Annotated in this window: 20 protein-coding genes; 8 read left to right on the top strand and 12 right to left on the bottom strand. The window is 44.7% G+C overall.

The window, feature by feature from the left end:
- Positions 1-101 precede the first annotated feature (101 nt).
- From lptF to A1359_RS22455, 3 genes are all read left to right on the top strand, one after another.
- Positions 102-1235 (top strand): LPS export ABC transporter permease LptF, encoded by a 1134-nt coding sequence (gene lptF, locus A1359_RS11030; RefSeq protein ID WP_066982388.1) that lies wholly within the window; start codon positions 102-104, stop codon positions 1233-1235.
- On the top strand, positions 1235-2302 hold the full coding sequence (gene lptG / locus A1359_RS11025; RefSeq protein ID WP_066982385.1) for an LPS export ABC transporter permease LptG: 1068 nt from the start codon (positions 1235-1237) through the stop codon (positions 2300-2302). The genes lptF and lptG overlap by 1 nt, the downstream gene beginning before the upstream one ends.
- 90 nt (positions 2303-2392) lie before the next feature.
- The gene (locus A1359_RS22455; protein WP_157200531.1) at positions 2393-2587 is read left to right on the top strand and encodes a hypothetical protein; all 195 of its coding nucleotides are present in this window, start codon (positions 2393-2395) and stop codon (positions 2585-2587) included.
- Here the strand turns inward: A1359_RS22455 and A1359_RS11020 are convergent.
- The 3 genes from A1359_RS11020 to A1359_RS11010 all read right to left on the bottom strand — a co-directional run bounded on the left by A1359_RS11020 (position 2574) and on the right by A1359_RS11010 (position 5683).
- Positions 2574-3236 (bottom strand): ABC transporter ATP-binding protein, encoded by a 663-nt coding sequence (locus A1359_RS11020; protein ID WP_066982382.1) that lies wholly within the window; start codon positions 3234-3236, stop codon positions 2574-2576. The two genes, A1359_RS22455 and A1359_RS11020, sit on opposite strands and share 14 nt — an antisense overlap.
- Entirely contained in the window at positions 3233-4369 is a 1137-nt protein-coding gene (locus A1359_RS11015) for an efflux RND transporter periplasmic adaptor subunit (protein ID WP_066982379.1), read from the bottom strand. Before A1359_RS11015 ends, A1359_RS11020 begins: the two co-directional genes overlap by 4 nt.
- Positions 4370-4453: 84 nt before the next feature.
- Positions 4454-5683, bottom strand: a complete 1230-nt coding sequence (locus A1359_RS11010) for an NADP-dependent isocitrate dehydrogenase (RefSeq protein WP_066982376.1) — start codon at positions 5681-5683, stop codon at positions 4454-4456.
- A gap of 165 nt (positions 5684-5848) precedes the next feature.
- Between A1359_RS11010 and A1359_RS11005 the strand changes: the two genes are divergently transcribed.
- The 4 genes from A1359_RS11005 (at position 5849) to mltB (ending at position 9658) form a co-directional block, all read left to right on the top strand.
- On the top strand, positions 5849-6190 hold the full coding sequence (locus A1359_RS11005) for a TraR/DksA family transcriptional regulator (RefSeq protein ID WP_066982373.1): 342 nt from the start codon (positions 5849-5851) through the stop codon (positions 6188-6190).
- A gap of 109 nt (positions 6191-6299) precedes the next feature.
- Positions 6300-7337, top strand: coding sequence for a type IV pilus twitching motility protein PilT (locus A1359_RS11000; RefSeq protein ID WP_066982370.1), 1038 nt, complete (start codon positions 6300-6302; stop codon positions 7335-7337).
- A 13-nt stretch (positions 7338-7350) separates the two neighbouring features.
- A complete protein-coding gene (locus tag A1359_RS10995; RefSeq protein ID WP_066982367.1) occupies positions 7351-8484 on the top strand; it encodes a PilT/PilU family type 4a pilus ATPase in 1134 nt (377 codons plus the stop codon).
- A gap of 10 nt (positions 8485-8494) precedes the next feature.
- Positions 8495-9658: a lytic murein transglycosylase B gene (gene mltB, locus A1359_RS10990; protein WP_408606544.1), complete on the top strand. Its 1164-nt coding sequence runs from the start codon at positions 8495-8497 to the stop codon at positions 9656-9658.
- A 92-nt stretch (positions 9659-9750) separates the two neighbouring features.
- Here mltB and A1359_RS10985 read toward each other — a convergent pair whose 3' ends face one another.
- The 4 genes from A1359_RS10985 to A1359_RS10970 form a co-directional block, all read right to left on the bottom strand.
- Entirely contained in the window at positions 9751-10569 is an 819-nt protein-coding gene (locus A1359_RS10985; RefSeq protein WP_066982362.1) for a glycosyltransferase family 2 protein, read from the bottom strand.
- Positions 10562-11314: a glycosyltransferase family 2 protein gene (locus A1359_RS10980; RefSeq protein ID WP_066982359.1), complete on the bottom strand. Its 753-nt coding sequence runs from the start codon at positions 11312-11314 to the stop codon at positions 10562-10564. Before A1359_RS10980 ends, A1359_RS10985 begins: the two co-directional genes overlap by 8 nt.
- On the bottom strand, positions 11269-12438 hold the full coding sequence (locus A1359_RS10975) for an O-antigen ligase family protein (protein WP_198159327.1): 1170 nt from the start codon (positions 12436-12438) through the stop codon (positions 11269-11271). Before A1359_RS10975 ends, A1359_RS10980 begins: the two co-directional genes overlap by 46 nt.
- A 124-nt stretch (positions 12439-12562) precedes the next feature.
- A complete protein-coding gene (locus tag A1359_RS10970; RefSeq protein ID WP_066982351.1) occupies positions 12563-13645 on the bottom strand; it encodes a glycosyltransferase family 9 protein in 1083 nt (360 codons plus the stop codon).
- Between the two features lie 81 nt (positions 13646-13726).
- Here A1359_RS10970 and msbA point away from each other — a divergent pair, with 81 nt between their 5' ends.
- Positions 13727-15478 carry a lipid A export permease/ATP-binding protein MsbA gene (gene msbA / locus A1359_RS10965; RefSeq protein WP_066982349.1) on the top strand — a complete coding sequence of 584 codons (1752 nt, stop codon included), beginning with the start codon at positions 13727-13729 and terminating at the stop codon, positions 15476-15478.
- Positions 15479-15589: 111 nt separating this feature from the next.
- Here msbA and A1359_RS22785 read toward each other — a convergent pair whose 3' ends face one another.
- The 5 genes from A1359_RS22785 to A1359_RS10945 form a co-directional block, all read right to left on the bottom strand.
- The gene (locus tag A1359_RS22785) at positions 15590-15751 is read right to left on the bottom strand and encodes a hypothetical protein (protein WP_198159326.1); all 162 of its coding nucleotides are present in this window, start codon (positions 15749-15751) and stop codon (positions 15590-15592) included.
- Positions 15752-15906: 155 nt separating this feature from the next.
- The gene (locus tag A1359_RS10960) at positions 15907-16467 is read right to left on the bottom strand and encodes a YigZ family protein (protein ID WP_066982345.1); all 561 of its coding nucleotides are present in this window, start codon (positions 16465-16467) and stop codon (positions 15907-15909) included.
- A 1-nt stretch (position 16468) separates the two neighbouring features.
- Entirely contained in the window at positions 16469-17212 is a 744-nt protein-coding gene (locus tag A1359_RS10955; RefSeq protein ID WP_066982342.1) for an ABC transporter ATP-binding protein, read from the bottom strand.
- Positions 17209-17967, bottom strand: a complete 759-nt coding sequence (locus tag A1359_RS10950; protein ID WP_066982337.1) for an ABC transporter permease — start codon at positions 17965-17967, stop codon at positions 17209-17211. The genes A1359_RS10955 and A1359_RS10950 overlap by 4 nt, the downstream gene beginning before the upstream one ends.
- Complete coding sequence (locus tag A1359_RS10945) at positions 17967-18932, bottom strand: ABC transporter substrate-binding protein (RefSeq protein ID WP_066982335.1); 966 nt, start codon at positions 18930-18932, stop codon at positions 17967-17969. The genes A1359_RS10950 and A1359_RS10945 overlap by 1 nt, the downstream gene beginning before the upstream one ends.
- Positions 18933-19109 lie beyond the last annotated feature (177 nt).

Here is a 19109-nt window from a genome sequence, read left to right as displayed (position 1 = left end):
TTCCCCAATTATACATGACAGCGCAGGTAAACATGAGGCCGGGCTTAAGCGAGTCAGCCTAGAAAATTTGACAAAAGTCGTTCAATACTTGGAGAACGTTGTTGAGCATTGATAAACCCCTACCCAGCGCCGGTAAGCCTTTCAGGCTATTTACGGTATTGGACAAGATGATAATCAAAGACCTGTTTAAGACCGTTTTTTCGGTGCTGACTGTGTTAGTGGTGATTATTGTCAGCCGAAAATTCATCAAAATTCTAGCTCAGGCCATTGAGGGCAATATCGCTACTGAGACGGTGCTTAGTCTGCTAGGGCTAAAAATTGTGATTGCCGCTACGACTTTTTTACCCGCTGCGCTGTTTATGGCGGTTTTGATGATATTGGGCCGCATGCATCGCGAACAGGAAATGGCTGCCATTGCCTCTGCAGGTGGTGGCGTATTCACCATCTATCGGGCTGTATTCTGGCTGGTCGTGCCTTTAAGCATTTGTGCCGCCGGCTTGTCCATGATCGCCTCACCCTGGGCGGAAGCGCAAACCGAAAAACTTATGCACCAAGATGAGGAAAATGCTGATGTGCGTGGTATTTCGGCAGGCCGTTTCAGTGAATACAGTAGTGGCGAATTGATTTTTTATACCGAAAAGGTTGATCAGTTCGGCAAAATGCACAATGTGTTTGTACAAAACAAGCAAGGCGAAAAGCTTGGGGTGGTAAATGCCGATTATGGTCGTATGGAATTCTTGCCAGGCGGTTTGTATCTTATCCTGGAGCAGGGCGAGCGTGTGCAAGGTATTCCTGGCCAGAAAGACTTTACCATCGAAACTTTTAAAGAATATGCCGTCTTGGTAGAGAAAAAAGCCGTTGCCTTTATGCCTCGTCTGGAAGCATTACCCACCGAAAAAATCTGGAAATCCACCACGATAAACGAGATTGCTTTAATGCAGGACAGACTGAATGCACCAATGGGCGTTTTATTGCTGGCCTTTTTGGCCGTGCCATTGGCAAAGTCTTCACCTCGTGGCGGGGTTTATGGCAGCGTGTTGATCGCATTTGGCATATATTTTAGTTATGCCAATTTACAGCGTGTTAATCATAGCTGGGTCATCAGTGGTATCGTTCCCAGTTGGTTGGGTTATTTTTGGGTGGAAGCCATATTGGCTGCGATAGGTTTTTTGATGCTGATACGCTTATACAACTGGAAATGGTTGCTACTTAAACTGACTGGCAAGGTGTCGTAGTGAATGTTCTGACTTTATACATTGTTAAAGAGGTCACCAAAGGCTCTCTGTTAGCGGTACTTTTGTTGTTGACGTTGTTTAATCTGTTTACCTTTAGTGATGAATTAAAGGATTTGGGTAATGGCAATTATGGTCTGAAACAAATTCTGATGTATGTCGCTTTGACCTCGCCGCGGGTTTTTTATGACCTGGTGCCTTCTGCGGCTTTGCTGGGCAGTTTGTTTGTGGTCGGAGCAATGGCTAATAACCGCGAAATCGTTGCCATACGTGCGGCTGGATTATCCACCGCCTGGATTATCCGCAGCATCATGTTGGCAGGTTTGGTGTTGGTGATAGTGGCGGTTTTTGTCGGTGAGTTTGTCGCTCCGGCCAGTGAACGTGCGGCACAAATATTAAAAAATACGGCGCAGAATAATGGCGTAGTCATGCGTTCTCAATACGGCATGTGGTTACGGGAAGGCAATCGGTTTATCAATGTACGCAAGGTCGACGATGACGGCTCTTTAGGCGACATTCGGGTTTATGAAATTGATGAGCAACACAGACTCGATCGGATAACTCAAGCCGAGCATGCCACTTTTCTCGGTGATAAAAAATGGCAATTGAACAACGTCAAACAAACTTTTGTTACGCCGAAACAGATCAATGCCGACAATCTACCTGAAATGTCATGGCAATCTTCAATTGATTCCGATTTGTTAAAAGTCGCCGTGGTTAACTCAGATAATATGTCGCTTTATGATTTATTCATGTACATCGACTTTTTGAAAAAAAATAATCAAAAATCACAAAATTATGAGTTGGCATTCTGGGGTAGGCTGGTTAATCCATTTGTGACATTTGTGATGTTGATGGTTTCTGCACCTTTTGTGATTGGCATTGGTCGAGGTATCAGTACCGGAGGGCGCATCATGATGGGCGTGTTGATTGGTATGGGCTTTAACATCGTAGACCAAATAACCGGCCATCTTGGATTGGTCTATGAGATTAATCCCATGCTAATGGCCGTGCTACCAAGCTCATTGATGTTTTGTATTGCGGTTTTTGCGGTCTGGCGGGTCAGTTGACCAGTTAACCTAAAAGCATATATGCCAACAAATCGACAGAATTAGTCAGAATTTATGCTTAATCTATCGGCCTTTCGCATCGGAGGCCAAATGAAAAAAGTCAAAAAGCATCTTTATTGTTCGCGTTGTGGGTGTGAAATATCGGCTGAGGAGCGTCGGAGCTCAACCGATACAAGCTGTGGTTTATGCAGTAATATGCAAATGGAAGCCAAACAAATTTGGTTAAACAAACGCCAAACGGCAAAACCAATTTTATCCATCGTTCCTTCCATCAAATCTCAATAGCGCCATCTACTATACGAATACGCCGTTTTGCCCGCTCACCGATGTTGTTGTCATGAGTGATAATCATCAAGGTGACGCCTTGTTGATTGAGTTTTTCCAATAAATCGATGATTTCCATGCCCGCCTTACTGTCCAAATTGCCGGTCGGTTCGTCTGCCAGCAAAATGGCTGGTTGCATAATCATGGCTCGGGCGATGGCAATGCGTTGCAACTGACCCCCAGACAGCTGGTTGGGTTTGTGTTCGCCACGGTCGAGCAAGTTTACCGAAGCTAAAGCCTGTTGTACTTTCTGCTTACGTTCTTTATTATCGACCCCGGCTAATATCATCGGCATTTCAATGTTTTCAGCTGCGGTCAATCTTGGAATCAAATGAAAAAACTGAAATACAAAGCCGATATTGTCTCGACGAATTTTTGCCAGCTCATCATCCGTTTGTCGGGTGACATCGTTGCCATTTAAAATATAATTGCCGGAAGTCGGCTGATCCAGCAAGGCAATTATATTCAACAAAGTAGACTTTCCGGAACCGGAAGGCCCCATCACTGAGACATATTCTCCAGACTCTACCGACAGATTAACGCCATTCAAAGCATGCACCGTCTGGTCGCCAACTTGAAAATAGCGGTGAATATCAGTCAAATGCATCATGGTTTGATAATAACCTTGGCCCCATCAATCACGCCCTCTTTACCTACCGACATGACCACTCGATCGCCTGCTTTTAATCCTGATAATACTTCGGTATAGGTCCAATTAGATAAGCCAGGCTGGAAGTTTTTTTCGTGCAATACATGGTCATTATCGATCAATAAAACCCGGTTATTATCCAAAATGGCTTCGGCCGGTAATCGCAAGGCCTGATCCTTGTTGGCCAGCAACACTTCAACATCGGCACTGTAACCCGGCATTAATTCTGCCAGATCTTTCGGGTCTTTCAGGGTGACTTCTACTTCAACTGTGCGTGCCTGTTTTTCTTTTTCCAATACATAGGGCGCTACCCGGGTGACTATGCCCGAGTAGCGTTTATCCGGAAATGCATCCAGTGATACCCCGGCAGGCATACCAGTCTTAATGCTTGCGGCATCCACTTCATCAATCGGTGCAGAGACTGTCAAACAACTGATATCCAGTAAATCGATAGGCGGCAGAGTGGGAATGCCTGGTGGCGATGGGGTGACAAATTCGCCCAGTTCGGCGTTTACTTCAGCCACCGTACCGTCAAACGGCGCCAATATCAGAGTGCGTCGTACGGCCGTATCCGCAACAGTGACCTGAGCTTCTGCAACTTCAATCGCTTGCAATGCAGCTCGACAAGCTGCACGTTGTGCTTTGCTTCCGGTGACAGACTTGTCGACCTGTTCTATCGAAACAATTTGCTTGTTTTGTTGTAGGCGCGACAAGCGGGCAGCCTCACGCTCAGCACCACCCGCTAGCTGGCAAGCCTGATCGGCGCTGGCTCGGCTGGCTTTGATCTGTGACTTTTGCAAGGCAACTTGAGCTTTTAAATCCTGATTCCACACTTCTAGCAGCAATTGGCCTTGCTTGACTTTGTCACCTTCGGTGACATACAAAGCCGCAACCTGTCCGCCTGTTGCCGGCGCTAAATAAGCCCGCCGGCAAGCTTTGACAGTGCCGACTCGGGTATTGGCAACCGTGGTTTGTACTTCACCTTTCGCTACGGTGTAGGCGGCCACCGAGACTGGTTCCGGGCCACGACTGACAAAATAAGCAATTCCCGCAACGACCAAAGCGACAATGATGATGGCGGATTGGTTTTTCATGAGGATTTAAAAGTTATCCAATTTCAATTGCCTAATCAAGAAAGACATCGGTGATTAAAAACACACAGGAACGCGGAGCCGCTTTCACGACACCAATCGTTGCTCCAAATTGCTGCGCAAGGCTTCCAAAAAATCCTCGGTAGTCAAATAATGTGAGTCGTTTAAATCATCGCCGTAGATGCATAAAGCCAGATCTTTAGTCATTTTACCGGCTTCCACTGTGTCGACACAGACTTGTTCCAGCGTTTCGCAGAATTGGATCAAATCGTCATTACCATCCAGCTTTCCGCGAAACGCCAAGCCCCGCGTCCAAGCGAAAATGGATGCAATCGGATTGGTAGAGGTTTTTTTGCCCTGCTGATGCAGGCGATAGTGTCGAGTGACTGTGCCGTGTGCTGCTTCTGCTTCCATGATTTTGCCATCCGGCGTCACCAGCGTGGATGTCATCAAACCCAGTGAACCGAAACCTTGCGCGACGGTGTCTGATTGCACGTCACCATCGTAGTTTTTACAAGCCCAAACAAAAGCGCCATTCCATTTCAAGGCCGAAGCCACCATATCGTCTATCAGTTTATGTTCGTAAACAATCCCTTTGGCGAGAAATTGATCTTTGTATTCGGTTTGGTAAATGGCCTCGAAAATATCCTTGAAGCGGCCATCGTATTTTTTCAGGATAGTGTTTTTGGTGGATAAATATAACGGCCAGCCACGATCAAGCGCTACGTTAAAACAGCTGCGAGCAAAACCGGCGATGGATTCGTCAGTGTTATACATCGCCATCGCCACACCATCGCCTGCAAAGTGATAGACCTCAAACGCTTGTTCTTCGCTGCCATCGTCCGGGGTAAAGCTGATACGCAATTTGCCTTTTCCTTTGGTAACAAAATCTGTAGCGCGGTATTGATCACCAAAAGCATGCCGACCTATACAAATGGGCTGCGTCCAGTTTGGCACCAAACGTGGCACATTTTGGCAAATGATAGGTTCGCGGAACACAGTGCCATCCAGGATATTACGAATGGTGCCATTGGGCGATTTGTACATTTTTTTTAAATTAAATTCGGCAACCCTATCCTCATCTGGCGTGATCGTGGCGCATTTTATGCCAACCCCATGTTTTTTGATGGCATAGGCAGCGTCTATTGTGACCTGATCATCTGTAGCGTCGCGGTGCTCGATGCTTAGGTCAAAATACTCAATGCTTAAATCCAGATAAGGCAGTATCAATTGGTCTTTGATGAAGTGCCAGATAATTCGGGTCATTTCATCACCATCAATTTCTACGACTGGGTTTACGACGCGTATTTTATTCATGCCTTACTCCGCATAATGGATGATGATCTCAGTATAGCGTGCTGATCTGGAGAACGCTTCTGCTTTATTGTTGCCGTTGCACGGACTGCCACTTAGTTGTATAAGAAGATAACACCGAGGCTAATTCTGAGCCACCCATAGCAGCTTAGGCTGCGGAGAATAATAATGAAAGACTACCAAGAAGTGCGTGGAAATTTACTGAACATGCTGGAAGAACTGGATGATAGATTGGGGAAAATTACCGACGATGTCAGACATTTAGATAGACCGTTGGAGCAGGATTGTTCCGAACAGGCGACCGAAAATGAAAATGACGAAGTGCTGGATGCACTGGGCAATGCCGCTCGGGGTGAGGGGGATAAAATCAGGCAAGCCATCTCCAGAATCGATGCCGGCACCTACGGCACTTGTCTGAGGTGTGGGGCGTCGATCAAAAAAGAACGTCTGGCGGCATTACCTTATGCCAATCTGTGTATTCATTGCGCGGAACGTGACGAGCAACACTGATTTGACTATCGATCAAGCTTACAGGTTAAACCTTATCGATCACGAGCGATTTGATGATCAATTTGTACTATTCTTGCTCATATCATTTCATCATTGCTGAGACTCGACTATGGATATCGCCGAATTATTGACCTTTTCAGTTAAAAACAAAGCTTCAGATTTACATCTTTCTGCGGGATTACCGCCTATGATTCGGGTTGATGGCGATATTCGTCGCATAAATATTCCGGCTTTGGAGCATAAAGAAGTCCATGCGCTGATTTATGACATCATGAACGACAAGCAGCGCCGCGATTTCGAAGAGTTTCTGGAAACAGACTTTTCCTTCGCTTTACCCGGTGTGGCGCGTTTCAGGGTTAATGCATTCAATCAGGATAGAGGTGCGGGTGCTGTATTTCGGACCATTCCTTCCAAAGTTCTGACACTGGAAGAGCTGGGCGCACCTAAATTCTTTGAAGAAGTTTGTAACAAACCGCGCGGCTTGATTCTGGTTACCGGCCCAACCGGCTCCGGTAAATCAACCACTTTGGCGGCAATGATCAATCATATCAACTCTAATGATTACTCGCATATTCTGACCGTTGAAGATCCGATCGAATTTGTACACGAAAGTCAAAAATCCTTGATTAATCAGCGTGAGGTTCACCGCGATACTTTGGGTTTTACCGAAGCCTTGCGTTCGGCACTACGGGAAGACCCGGACATTATTCTGGTCGGTGAGATGCGCGATCTGGAAACCATACGTCTGGCTTTAACCGCAGCCGAAACCGGTCACTTGGTATTTGGTACGTTGCATACGACCTCGGCCGCCAAGACCATAGACCGTATTATCGATGTATTCCCGGCGGCGGAAAAAGACATGATACGCTCCATGTTGTCCGAATCGTTGCAGGCGGTTATTTCGCAAACCTTATTGAAAAAAGTGGGCGGCGGTCGGATTGCTGCGCATGAGATCATGGTCGGCACTGCGGCGATTCGCAATCTGATTCGTGAAGCCAAAGTGGCGCAAATGTATTCGGCCATTCAAACCGGACGTAAAGATGGCATGCAGACACTGGATCAAAATCTCAAGGAATTAGTCGACAAAGGCCTGATTACTGCCAAAGCCGCCATGGTAAAAGCTGTCAACAAAGACCTGTTCCGTTAATTCAGGAGGCCCTATGGATTTCAAAGCATTGTTAGCCTTGATGGTGGAAAAAAAGGCTTCGGATTTATTTATCACCGCTGGCAAACCGCCTTGTATGAAGATTGACGGTAAAGTGGTAGACGTATCGAAAAATATCCTCAGCAAAGATCAAGCCCTGAAAATCGTCCTAAGTATCATGGAGCAGCGGCAGAAGGACGAATTTGAACACACCAAGGAATGTCAGTTTGCTATGGGTGTGGATGGCTTAGGTCGTTTCCGGGTCAGCGTTTTTACTCAGCGTGATGCGGCCGGCATGGTGTTACGTCGGATCGAAACCAACATCCCCTCTTCAGAAGAACTGCATTTGCCGCCGACTTTGAAAGAACTCATTATGTACAAACGCGGCCTGGTGTTGTTTGTGGGGGCAACCGGTACCGGTAAATCAACTTCGCTAGCCGCATTGATTCGGCATCGTAACGAAAACAGTAACGGCCATATTATTACCATTGAAGATCCGATTGAGTTTGTGCATCCGCATAAAGGTTGCATCATCACCCAACGTGAAGTCGGGCTGGATACCGAGTCCTACGAAGTGGCTCTGAAAAACACCTTACGGCAAGCACCGGATGTAATTCTTATCGGTGAGGTCAGAACCAGGGAAACCATGCAGCATGCCATTACCTTTTCCGAAACCGGGCATTTGTGTTTATGTACCCTGCATGCGAACAATGCCAATCAGGCACTCGATCGAATTCTGCATTTTTTCCCGGAAGAGATGCATGGGCAAATTTTCATGGATTTATCGCTAAATTTACGCGGCATCGTTGCTCAGCAACTGGTCAAACGCGCCGATGGCAAGGGTCGTTACCCCGCCATTGAAATTTTGCTAAATACCCCGTTGGTATCGGATTTGATTCGCAAAGGCGAAGTGCATAAACTAAAAGAACTGATGAAAAATTCGCGCGAAAACGGCATGCAGACTTTCGATCAGGCACTATACGATTTGTATACTGCCGGTAGAATTAGTTATGAAGATGCATTGAATTCTGCAGATTCCAGAAACGAGGTCAGATTGATGATCAAGCTGGGTGCAGAAAATGCCAATTTTGATGATGACGACCTAAAATTAACGGAAACCGAAGAAAATAACGGTAGCCTTTACCGATAAATAACAAATTATGTCCATGATTTTTTTAGCCCATATTTCACAACGCCTCAGCTTAGGCTTAGCATTATTAATGTTTGGCGGTTGTGCCAATCAAGCCGAAAAACCTCTAGCAAGTACTCAAGGCAGCAGCACTCCGACTATACAAGCCGCCCCTAGTCAGCCCAAAAAGACAGCGCCAACTATTCATGCGCAAACTAGCGTTGGTGGCTATCATGCCAATAGTGTTTCCGGAGATTATGCCGGTTATCAATCTGTGAATCGGTTTATCGATGAGATGGTACAAAAACATGGGTTTGACCGCGCCTATCTCAACGGCCTGTTTTCGCAAGCCAAGCGTAAGCAATGGACATTGGACTATCTGGCGAAGTCCGATAAAAGTTTAAAATCTAAACCTAGCCAAGGCAGTTGGTCTCGCTATCGAGCCAAGTTTCTGGATAGCAGACATATCAATAGTGGTGTTAGTTTTTGGCGTGAACATCGATTGGCTTTGCAGCGTGCCAGTAAGCAGTATGGTGTGCCGGCAGAATACATCCTTGGCATAATGGCGGTTGAAACCACGTTTGGCAGCTATGTCGGCAGTCATAGGGTGATTGATGCATTGACCACGTTATCTTTTGATTATCAGCGGCGCGGCGAATATTTTCGCGGCGAACTGGAAAACTTTCTGCTAATGTCGCGTAGCGAACATATAAACCCAGCAAAACCAGTAGGTTCATTTGCTGGTGCCATGGGTTTAGGACAGTTTATGCCCAGCAGTTTTTTAGAATGGGCGGTGGATTTTAACGCTGATGGCCATCGAGATCTTTGGGATCCGGAAGATAGTATCGGCAGTGTAGCGAATTATTTTTCTCAACATGGCTGGCAACCCGGAAAGCCGGTAGTTTCGCCGTTACGTGGAAATCTTTCTGCAGCCAGTAATATGGAGCCAGGACTGGATAATTTGTATTCTATCAATAGCCTACAAAAAGCTGGCTTATTGCCTGCCATTGATTGTCATTGTGATGATCCTTTGCGTCTAATATGGCTGAGACACAATAGTAATGATGAGTATTTATTGGGCTATCCTAATTTCTACGTTATTACCCGTTATAACCACAGCACCCATTATGCGATGGCTGTGCATGAGCTAGCAAAGGCCATCAAAAGTGCTTATAGTTCAAGTGCTAGCCGGTAGTTGATTTCTAAAAAACTAACTTAACGTTGCAAGTAGTTCATTCTAAAAGTGCTGGCGTTGTATTTTATGAATGCAGATTTACTGAGTAGACCCTAAATATATTGGTCGATACCCTGTTGGGCACAAATTAAAGCTGTATCGTTGAGACGATTCAGTAGACGCTGATAATTTTCATCATGTTGGCTTCTATCGTTTTGGCGATGCCAAAGGTGAATAACCGGCACCGCAAAGCGGCCTTCTTTGCGTTTGATGCCGTTATGAATTAATCGGATTATCAAATCTGAGTCTTCGTAGCCCCAACCTTCAAAGATTTCGTCGAAACCGTTCACAGCAAAAAAGTCCTGCTTCCATACTGCCAGATTGCAGGTCATGGCTTTTTGCCAGCGCTGCGGATGACGATAACGCCAATGGTTGACAGGTATATATAGTAACGGCAGCAAGCGATTAACGTGTCGTTGCAACCATTGAGTCAGGAAAAAACCGACTGATTGCTTATGCAGCGGTATTTTTTGCTGCAACACTTTTTTGGTATAGCTTTCACTTAATAACAGCCTGTTACCAGGGATAAAATAGCCGGTTTCTGCCAGTTTGCGATGGCGATCGATAAAATTTGGGAAAGCGACACAATCACTATCCATAAATAATAAATAATCGCCGCGACAGGCAGCCACTGCCTTATTGCGAATTGTGCCGGCTCTAAAGCCACGGTCTTCTTGATAGATATGCAAGACATGTATTTGGCTGACTTGCTTAAAATTTGCGACTAATTGCTGCGTCTCAGGCGTGGAGCCATCATCGGCAATAATAATTTCAAAGCCTTGATCATGCTGATCCTGCAAACTGTCCAAGCAAGCGGCTAGAGCCTCTGGCCAATTATAAGTAGTGATGATGATCGATATTAACCTAATCATTTTTTTGCTTGCAATGCAGATTACGCAATTTTAAATACTTGTAATAACTGCCTTCAGCGTTGGATATTGCCAACATCAAGCCTTCAGCGCCATCTAAGATGGCTGCTTTGAGGAAATAAGTGCGTATAAAGGTCCAAAGCCCTTTAATAATAGCCAAACCCAGATTAGACTTTTTACCTTGAGTTAACAGTTTTTGCGCGCCAAGTGAGGAATAGCTGTTGATCTTATGCAGCACTTCGTTAGGGTCAACGAAGGCTTCATGCAGTATTGGGTTATCTAAGCGATCAATCTTGCCAGTCACTACAATACGTTCGTGGACGATATCATCAGTAAAATGCCCAGATTCACGCTGAAATAATCGCAGCACATAATCAGGCCACCAGCCGCCATGTTTGATTTGTCGACCACAATAGCTAGATAGTCTGGGGATTTCAAATCCTTGAATATGAGTGCTTTCCAGCATGGCCTGTTGTATTTCTGCTTTTAATTCATCGTTTATAATCTCATCAGCATCAAGCGATAATACCCATTCATACTGGGCTTTTTCTAGCGCACGCTGTTTTTGTGGGCCAAAGCCTGGCCAATCAGTAACAAATATTTGATCGGTGAATTGTTTACAGATAGCGACGGTATCATCCGTACTGCCAGAATCCAAGACAATGATTTCATCCGCCCATGCCACCGATGCCAGGCAACGTGCTATATGTTGGGATTCATTTTTGGTGATGATGATGACGCTAAGCATGCTTTAGAAGTTATTAGTGGTGCAGAGTACAGGGCGATTAAGGTTATAAACCAATGCCCTTCCGTGTGATCTAAAAGGGATGAGTTGAAAAAACAGCTTGCAACAAAACTTAGCCATATTCCTTGCAGTAGCCAACGCTGTGTTTGCGCTAAGTGGGTTGCATGTCTCAGAATTGAGGCTAGAAATGCCAAGAACATAAATAAGCCAAGTAAGCCGAGTTGGGCGGTTATCAGTAAATATTCATTGTGGGGGTTAACCATTTGTGAAAGATTAGGAAAAATCTCATGAAACTTATAAGGTAGACCTCCTATGCCGTCACCTAACCAAGGCGATTGTTGGATGATGGTTAGCGTGCTATTCCACCAAGTTAACCGTAACCCCATTGAGGTATCACCTACACTTGGGTCGTTATGATAAAAACTAATTGATTGGTCAATCCCTTCATGAAGTCGTTCGGCATAGGGCGAGAAAAGTAAGAACAGTGTAAAAGCGGCAATGGTGGTAACGCCAAATATAAGGGCTGTTCTAAAGCTGAAAACTTGTAGAAAAAATAGCGCTGATAATAGCAGGAAAGCTAATTGACCTGTTCTACCGTCTGCAACAATAAATAGATTTACAACAACCAAAATTAATACACTGGCCCAAAGTAATCTGTAGCTTTTATTACCGTAAAGTTGATGTATGCAAAAAAAGCCTAAAAACGCCATGAATAGGCTGTGGGTAATGTGATTTTTGAGTAGAAGTTCGCTTAAGTCCGAGGGTAATAAGTCGAAAAATCCCGCAAAAGCAATAATCAGGCTTGTTATCAATGCGGCTAGTAAAAAGTTTTCACACCGTTTTCGTTGATGATCAGTATTTAGAAATGGAATTAAAACCAACAATAGCAGTAACTTGCGATATTTTGATAAAGTGGCGAAAGCTTCAGGATAAGGAGCCAGCGAGTAGCTGATGCTAAATAACATATATGCCAATAGCAGCAAGGCAAAAAGTATCATGGGGGCTTGCCTGGCTATTAGTATCGTATACTTAATCTGACCTGATGCAAGCCATAACAAGGCAATAAAAATTGATAATACTAATGTCGCAGCTGTAGAGAAATGAATGGCGATAATGAAAAAAGGCACGGCTTTTTCACCTAAAGAAAAGGCTCTACTCTGTAGGGAGTTAGTGTTTTTTAATATGTGCATCTGTAAGATTTTTATATAAGAATTCCAGCGTCATTCGGGTATATTTTTCTTGTCAATCGCCTTAAGGCATAAGTTGGCGGATGATATCGATGACCAGCGTAGCCGGTAGATGATCCAGACAAGAACTATAACTGTTTCGACGTCTTTCGCAACCTTCCTGTTGGCAGGGCAGGCAGTTTTTCTCAGTTTGGCCCTGAATCAAATACACATTACCAACTTGCTTTGTTCCAAGTGATGAAAAGGGTGATGTGTCGGCAGCGTAATTAGATGGCCAAGGCGCCCACTTTTTAGGGTCTGTGGGGCCAAATATAGCGAATGTTAGTGTGCCGGTGGCCGCGGCCAAATGTGTAATACCGGTATCTGGGCCAACAAATAATACGGCATTGCAAATTAACTCGGTTAATTTTGCGAGAGACAATTGTCCGGCCAGATTTGTGCTGGATATAGCTAGTTGTTGTTGCATTTCAGCTAAATATTGCAGTTCGTTTGCCTGACCACTGCCGGTAAATACAATGTGCAAGCCTCGTTGACTTAAAAATTCAATCAATTGTCGCCAGCCTTCACGATGCCATTCCTTATAACGCCACTGCGGCATAATATGTAGAACTGCATAAGGTTTTGAGGGTAATTGAGCCACAGGCATTTTCGATTGCGGCGGAGTTAGTTTATAGCAAGGTTTAATTGCAAGGGGCTTACAAAAGCGCAAATTTTCCAGTACCGCATGATCGTAGTCTGTTTTAAATATCAGCCAATCATTCAGTAACCATTTTTTCCACCAAGCTTTACCCGGCTCTTCGGGTACAAAACCCAGGCTAATTTTGCCTGCCATGATGGCGCATAAGATGGGCCTGTCACCTGCTTGAGTTGAAATGGCTAGATCGTAACGTCGAAACAAACTAAACAATAGTTTGCTAAATGTAATGAAATTAGGTTTACCGTTTAAGGTAATGATCTGGTTGATGTCTGGATTGCCTTCCAGCATGGCAGCATTCGTCTTGAAAGTTAGCACATCTAACGTGGCCGCTGGATAGGCTAGTTTGAGCGAACTGATCAACGGCGTAGTCAGCAATGTATCGCCTAAAAAGCGCAGAGTTATCACCAAAACGCGTTTAGGCTGTATATTAATAATTCTGGTGGCTGGCATTTTAGTGTTGGACGAATAAAAGCAAATGATTAATTTTAAAGGTAAAAAGTGTTGATTACGGAGAATAATCTAAACAAACGCATGACTGACAGCCAAGTATATAAGCGTTTAATGCGTTTTGTGCTGCCCTATTGGCGTATGTTTGTGGTGAGCGCCATTGGCTTTGCAGTTTATGCCACTACTGAACCCGCAGTTGTCATGATAATTCAGCGCATCATTGATAGCTTTAATAGTCCAGATAGGAAGGATATTCAATATCTGCCGTTCCTATTCATCCTGCTGTTTTTAGTGCGGGGAGTCGGGGCTTTTTTAGGTAACTATTATTTGGCTCGAATATCTGGAAACGTGATTCATAAATTGCGTTGCGCCATTTTCGATCATTATACCCGCTTGTCTGTGCAATATTTCGATAGTCATAATAGTGGCTATATGATTTCGCGGATAACCAATAACATTGGTGAGGTAACGCGAGCAACCACCGATTCAGTGCGTTCCTACGTTCGTGAAGGCTTTACTGCACTTGGCTTACTGGGCTATTTGGTTTACACCAATTGGCAACTGACTTTGGTGTTTTTGGCAATTGCGCCTGTTGTGGTCTTGATGGTGCGGTACGTCGGTAAACGCTTAAAACGCTTGAGTCGAAATATGCAAGATACCGTTGGCGATTTAACTCATATCACCTCGGAAATGGTATCGGGTAATCGGATCGTTAAAAGTTTTGGCGGCGAAGACTATGAGCAGCGGCGATTTAAAGATTGTAGTCTGGAAAACCGCAAACAATACCGTAAGTTGATCATGACGGTTTCTCTGAATAATCCATTAATGCAATTATTAATTTCTTTTGCCTTGGCAGGAATGATGTATTTGGCATTGATAATCATGAAGAATTCATCTCCCGGCGAGTTTGTTGGATTTTTTACCGCAGCATTTTTGTTGCCAAAACCGATACGACAATTAAGCGATGCTAATGCGGAGATATTGCGTGGTCTTGCGGCAGCTGAAACCTTGTTTGAAGTGCTGGATGAGCCACTGGAAGTCGATAACGGCGATTATCAAACGCCACGTAGTCAAGGCCGGATAGAGTTTAAAGATTTAACATTCAATTATGCTGGTAGCGAAACTCCAGCCTTAAATAATATTAATTTGACTATAGAGCCTGGTCAGACAGTAGCCTTAGTGGGAGCCTCAGGTGGTGGTAAAAGCTCATTGATTAACCTGTTGCCGCGTTTTTACGATTACGATCAAGGCCAGATTCTGATTGATGGTGTTGAGCTAAAACGCTATCAGCTAGATTGTCTAAGACGACAGATTGCACTAGTAAACCAAAATGTCACTTTGTTTAATACCAGTATCGCCAATAATATTGCTTACGGCGGCTTGCAAGATGCTGATCGAAGTCAGATTGAGCAAGCTGCAACTGATGCTTATGCCATGGAATTTATCAATAAAATGCCACAAGGATTGGAGACCGATATAGGTGAGAATGGCGTTAAGTTGTCCGGTGGCCAGCGTCAGCGACTAGCGCTAGCACGCGCTTTGCTTAAAGATGCACCGATATTGATTTTGGATGAGGCTACTTCGGCTTTGGACACCGAGTCTGAGAGGTATATTCAAGCCGCATTGAATAGGGTGATGCAAGGACGTACTACATTAGTCGTCGCTCACCGATTGTCTACTATCGAGAATGCGGATGTGATTTTGGTAATGGACAAAGGTCGGATTATCGAACAAGGCACACATCAAGAATTGCTGAAACGAGATGGCGCTTATGCCAGATTACATAAAATGCAATTTAGTGATGATAGATCAGGTGGCGCAGCGCCGAAAACCTAATCCAAACAAGCTTTAGCACCTCAAAAAAAACCCCTACTGTTAACAGTAGGGGTTGTAGAGTTAACAGAGCTTGCGGACTGTTAGGGTACAACGAGGGAGGTACAACAAAACTTACGCTTTAAACGAATTAGAAAAATCCAAATTGCTTGCGATGGTGGCGGCGCCAAATAGCAGGGTAGAGAGGATAAACTCGCCTGACATGAAGCCGAATACACCGACGATAAAAAATATGCCTGTTAGTACGTCCTTATACAAATTTTTAGATTTGCTCATTTCTGCCCCTAGACTGATTTCAGTCGACTTAAAGAATATGGCTTAACTATAACGGCTATTTTTTCATTTACAATATAGTCATATATGTATGATTTGTTTCTTTTAATGAAACAAATCGTCATAAATACGTCATAATTGTTTAGTAAAATACTAGGTTATTGAAATATAAGCATTAACGCTTCAAGGTTGTGTTTGGGGATTTTGATTTGGTTTTGGACTTGCTCGGCAAAATCCTGATGCAGGATACTGCCATCGAGTTTTTTTAATTGATATTCCAGCATTTGCAACTGGTTGTAATCTAAAGTTAGCTGTAAGTTGAGCATTTCTATGTAATCAACGATGTCTGCCGATTCGATAACCTGCTTGGTAATATTGCCATAAGCGCGCGTTAAACCACCAGCGCCCAGTTTGACGCCGCCGAAATAGCGGATCACTGCCACCACAACATTGATTAACTGTTTGCCTTCCAAGTGTTGAAAAATAGGTTTTCCGGCCGTGCCACTGGGTTCGCCAGCATCGTTAAAGCGACAAATCAAGCCATTCGGTGACTGAATTCGGTAAGCATAGACAATATGGCTGGCATTGGGATGTTGTGCATGCAAGCCATTTAAAAAAAGCAAACCGTCACGCTCAGTTTGGCAGGGGGCGATGAGACCAATGAAACGTGACTTCTTGATGCTTTCCTCGACTTCGCAAGCCGTTACAACTATTTTCACCTTACAGCAGCTCGCTAATTTTAGGGTGATTTTGTAATAGTTGCTCACGAAAAGCTTCGACACAGCCTTCATCTGTACGCTGTTCGCGCGCAATCGGAACTTCAATGTCGCTGACGATGCGCATTGGTGATGGTGAAAGAAAAATCAACCTATCAGCCAATGCAATAGCTTCACGTAAATCGTGGGTGACAAACAATACCGTATGTGGACGCTTTTGCCACAGTGAATACAGCAGCCGTCTAACTTGCCGAGCGGTCGGTGCATCGAGTGACACAAACGGTTCGTCCATTAAAAGTATATCCGGATTGATAGCAAAGGCGCGGCTAATAGATACCCTGCGTTGCATACCTAGCGATAGCCGTTCCGGATATTGATGTTGAGCATCAAACAGCTGCATGTTGTCGAGCAGATTGTCGATTAACGAAGTCGGCGGTTTATCATCAAAAACGATTTCAATGTTTTGCCGTACCGTCAACCAGGGCAACAGTCTTGGATTTTGAAACACATATCCAATCGTCGGTGATTGCGTGGCTTGACCTATGTTGATCTGGCCTTCGAAATGTGGATCCAGGCCGGCGATCATGTTCAATAAGGTAGTTTTACCGCAGCCTGAAGGCCCCACTAAACAGACAAACTGTTGGGGATGCACGGTAAAGTCCAGATCGGCAATCGCGTGATGAAATTGTTCGGTATCGTGCGCCAGTACATAAGTTTTATTGCTGATGTTAATCCGAATATCACTCATCGCCGCCACCGTTGGGTTTTTCTATCCAGGGGTTTTAATACCAGTATCTCAATCAATTGAATTACTGCTATAAAAGCAAAGCTATAAGCTAACAGGCTGGCGACATCGAATAGCTGAAAGAAAATATGCAATTGATAACCCATGCCATTACTGCGGCCTAATAACTCCACTACTAAAATGATTTTCCAGATTAATGCTAGGCCGGAGCGGGTAGCCGCCATCACAAATGGATGCAGTTGCGGCCAGATGACATGCAAAAAGGTTTTACGTTTGCTGAAGCGGTAGCTCTGGGCCATTTCCAGCAAATCCTTATCTAAAGCTCTGGCACCCTCACGGATGGTCACAATCACATTCGGTAACTTATTAACCACTACGGCGAGTATCGCTGCCGATTCCACTAAGCCAAACCAGACGTAACAGAGGATGATGGTGACCAGTGCCGGGATATTGAGAAAAATCACCAGCCAATTGTCAAAAAAAGCGTCTAAGGTTTTATTGTTACCTAGAATGATGCCGATGGCACAGCCTATTAACATGGCCAGGCTGAAGCTGATTATAAGTCGCAGCAAAGTCACGCCAAGATGATACGGTAACTCGCCGGACATTGTGGCCTGCCAGAATGTTGCCGCTACAATGGCAGGTGTGGGCAAGGTTGGGCTGCGTAAAAACAACGCCAACCCTTGCCAGATCGCCAGCAGCAAAGTTATCGATAAAGCCGCCAGTAGCTTGTTACGATAAAGCCCAATGGATGGCATCAATCTGCAGACCAAAAAGTACCGGGTTGCAATTGTGTAGCTTTGCCGGTGAGTTTGTTATCGCCTAATTGGTGTAACAGCTGATAAATTTTTTCAGCAGCTTTTTGTTCGGCACTACCCCATTGCTTGACGCGACCCTGGCAATAACGGATTCTTAATTGCTGTTGGGTTGCAGCATCATTGGTATCGGTCATTGGGGCTATTTTTGCCCAGGCCTGATCAGAGCTGCAGAGTTTATCTTTAGCCGTTTGCGCAGCTGTTAGAAATTGTTGCAATGCTGCTTTATGCTGATCGCCCCAGCTTTGTTTAAACACATAACCCAGGCTAGGCACGGTTTCCTGTATACCCAATTGGCGGATGATGTCTTCGCCACTCAGTAATTGCCGATAACCTTGCGCTTCCAGACGGGCGGCAAAATGCCAATAGGTCAATAAAGCATCGATACGCTGACTGGTCAGTTGTTGATTTAATAAAGGCGGCGCGCCATAGATTTTTTCGACAGATTGATTCAGGTCGATATGCTGTTGTTGTGCCAAGGCTTGCAGTAACGACCAGTTTTTATCCAGCTCTCCGCCGGCAATGCCAAGTTTTTTGCCTTGTAGATCGGCAATGGTTTTGATGTTGCTATCAGCAGGCACCAAAAGTCCGCCGGCACTGGCGGAATAAGGGTAAAACGTATAATCATTGTTGTGTGCACGCATACTGGATACCCAGATCCAGTCGGAGATGATCATGTCGACACTGCCTGCCTGTAAAGCCACTTTGCCCGCTTGTTGATTGGTGATGGCAACGGTTTCCAAATTAAAGCCGGCATTGTCCAGTAATCCTTCGTTTTGCATGGCTGCCAATTCCCAGCCCAAGGTGCCGGATGCCAGTACGCCCAGACGAATCGTGCTGTTTTCTGCGGCTATGCTTAGGTTGGAAAACAAAGCGATACTAATTAAAAATAATAATTTTATATTCATAAAAATGTTGCCTGATTTACATGAGTAAAGCTTAATTTTAGCGCAGGCAGTCGTGATGAGAGAATCTTTGTCAGAACAATCCATGCGGCTATAGCTATATGTGTGGGCGCAAAGGTATTAGCGGAAGCCAAACTCGATGGTGTTTTGCTAGTGTTTGCCTGAAACCTGGTAATCTTG

The sequence above is a fragment of the Methylomonas lenta genome (assembly GCF_001644015.1).
Lineage (GTDB): Bacteria > Pseudomonadota > Gammaproteobacteria > Methylococcales > Methylomonadaceae > Methylomonas > Methylomonas lenta.
The sequence above is the reverse complement of the archived record's forward strand: the minus strand, read 5'-3'. Positions and strand labels throughout refer to the sequence as shown.

Coding starts and splice junctions, on each gene's coding strand:
- A1359_RS22455 (WP_157200531.1), top strand. CDS start 2,393: ATGAAAAAAGTCAAAAAGCATCTTTATTGTTCGCGTTGTGGGTGTGAA.
- A1359_RS11020 (WP_066982382.1), bottom strand. CDS start 3,236: ATGATGCATTTGACTGATATTCACCGCTATTTTCAAGTTGGCGACCAG.
- A1359_RS11015 (WP_066982379.1), bottom strand. CDS start 4,369: ATGAAAAACCAATCCGCCATCATCATTGTCGCTTTGGTCGTTGCGGGA.
- A1359_RS11010 (WP_066982376.1), bottom strand. CDS start 5,683: ATGAATAAAATACGCGTCGTAAACCCAGTCGTAGAAATTGATGGTGAT.
- A1359_RS11005 (WP_066982373.1), top strand. CDS start 5,849: ATGAAAGACTACCAAGAAGTGCGTGGAAATTTACTGAACATGCTGGAA.
- A1359_RS11000 (WP_066982370.1), top strand. CDS start 6,300: ATGGATATCGCCGAATTATTGACCTTTTCAGTTAAAAACAAAGCTTCA.
- A1359_RS10995 (WP_066982367.1), top strand. CDS start 7,351: ATGGATTTCAAAGCATTGTTAGCCTTGATGGTGGAAAAAAAGGCTTCG.
- mltB (WP_408606544.1), top strand. CDS start 8,495: ATGTCCATGATTTTTTTAGCCCATATTTCACAACGCCTCAGCTTAGGC.
- A1359_RS10985 (WP_066982362.1), bottom strand. CDS start 10,569: ATGATTAGGTTAATATCGATCATCATCACTACTTATAATTGGCCAGAG.
- A1359_RS10980 (WP_066982359.1), bottom strand. CDS start 11,314: ATGCTTAGCGTCATCATCATCACCAAAAATGAATCCCAACATATAGCA.
- A1359_RS10970 (WP_066982351.1), bottom strand. CDS start 13,645: ATGCCAGCCACCAGAATTATTAATATACAGCCTAAACGCGTTTTGGTG.
- msbA (WP_066982349.1), top strand. CDS start 13,727: ATGACTGACAGCCAAGTATATAAGCGTTTAATGCGTTTTGTGCTGCCC.
- A1359_RS22785 (WP_198159326.1), bottom strand. CDS start 15,751: ATGAGCAAATCTAAAAATTTGTATAAGGACGTACTAACAGGCATATTT.
- A1359_RS10955 (WP_066982342.1), bottom strand. CDS start 17,212: ATGAGTGATATTCGGATTAACATCAGCAATAAAACTTATGTACTGGCG.
- A1359_RS10950 (WP_066982337.1), bottom strand. CDS start 17,967: ATGCCATCCATTGGGCTTTATCGTAACAAGCTACTGGCGGCTTTATCG.
- A1359_RS10945 (WP_066982335.1), bottom strand. CDS start 18,932: ATGAATATAAAATTATTATTTTTAATTAGTATCGCTTTGTTTTCCAAC.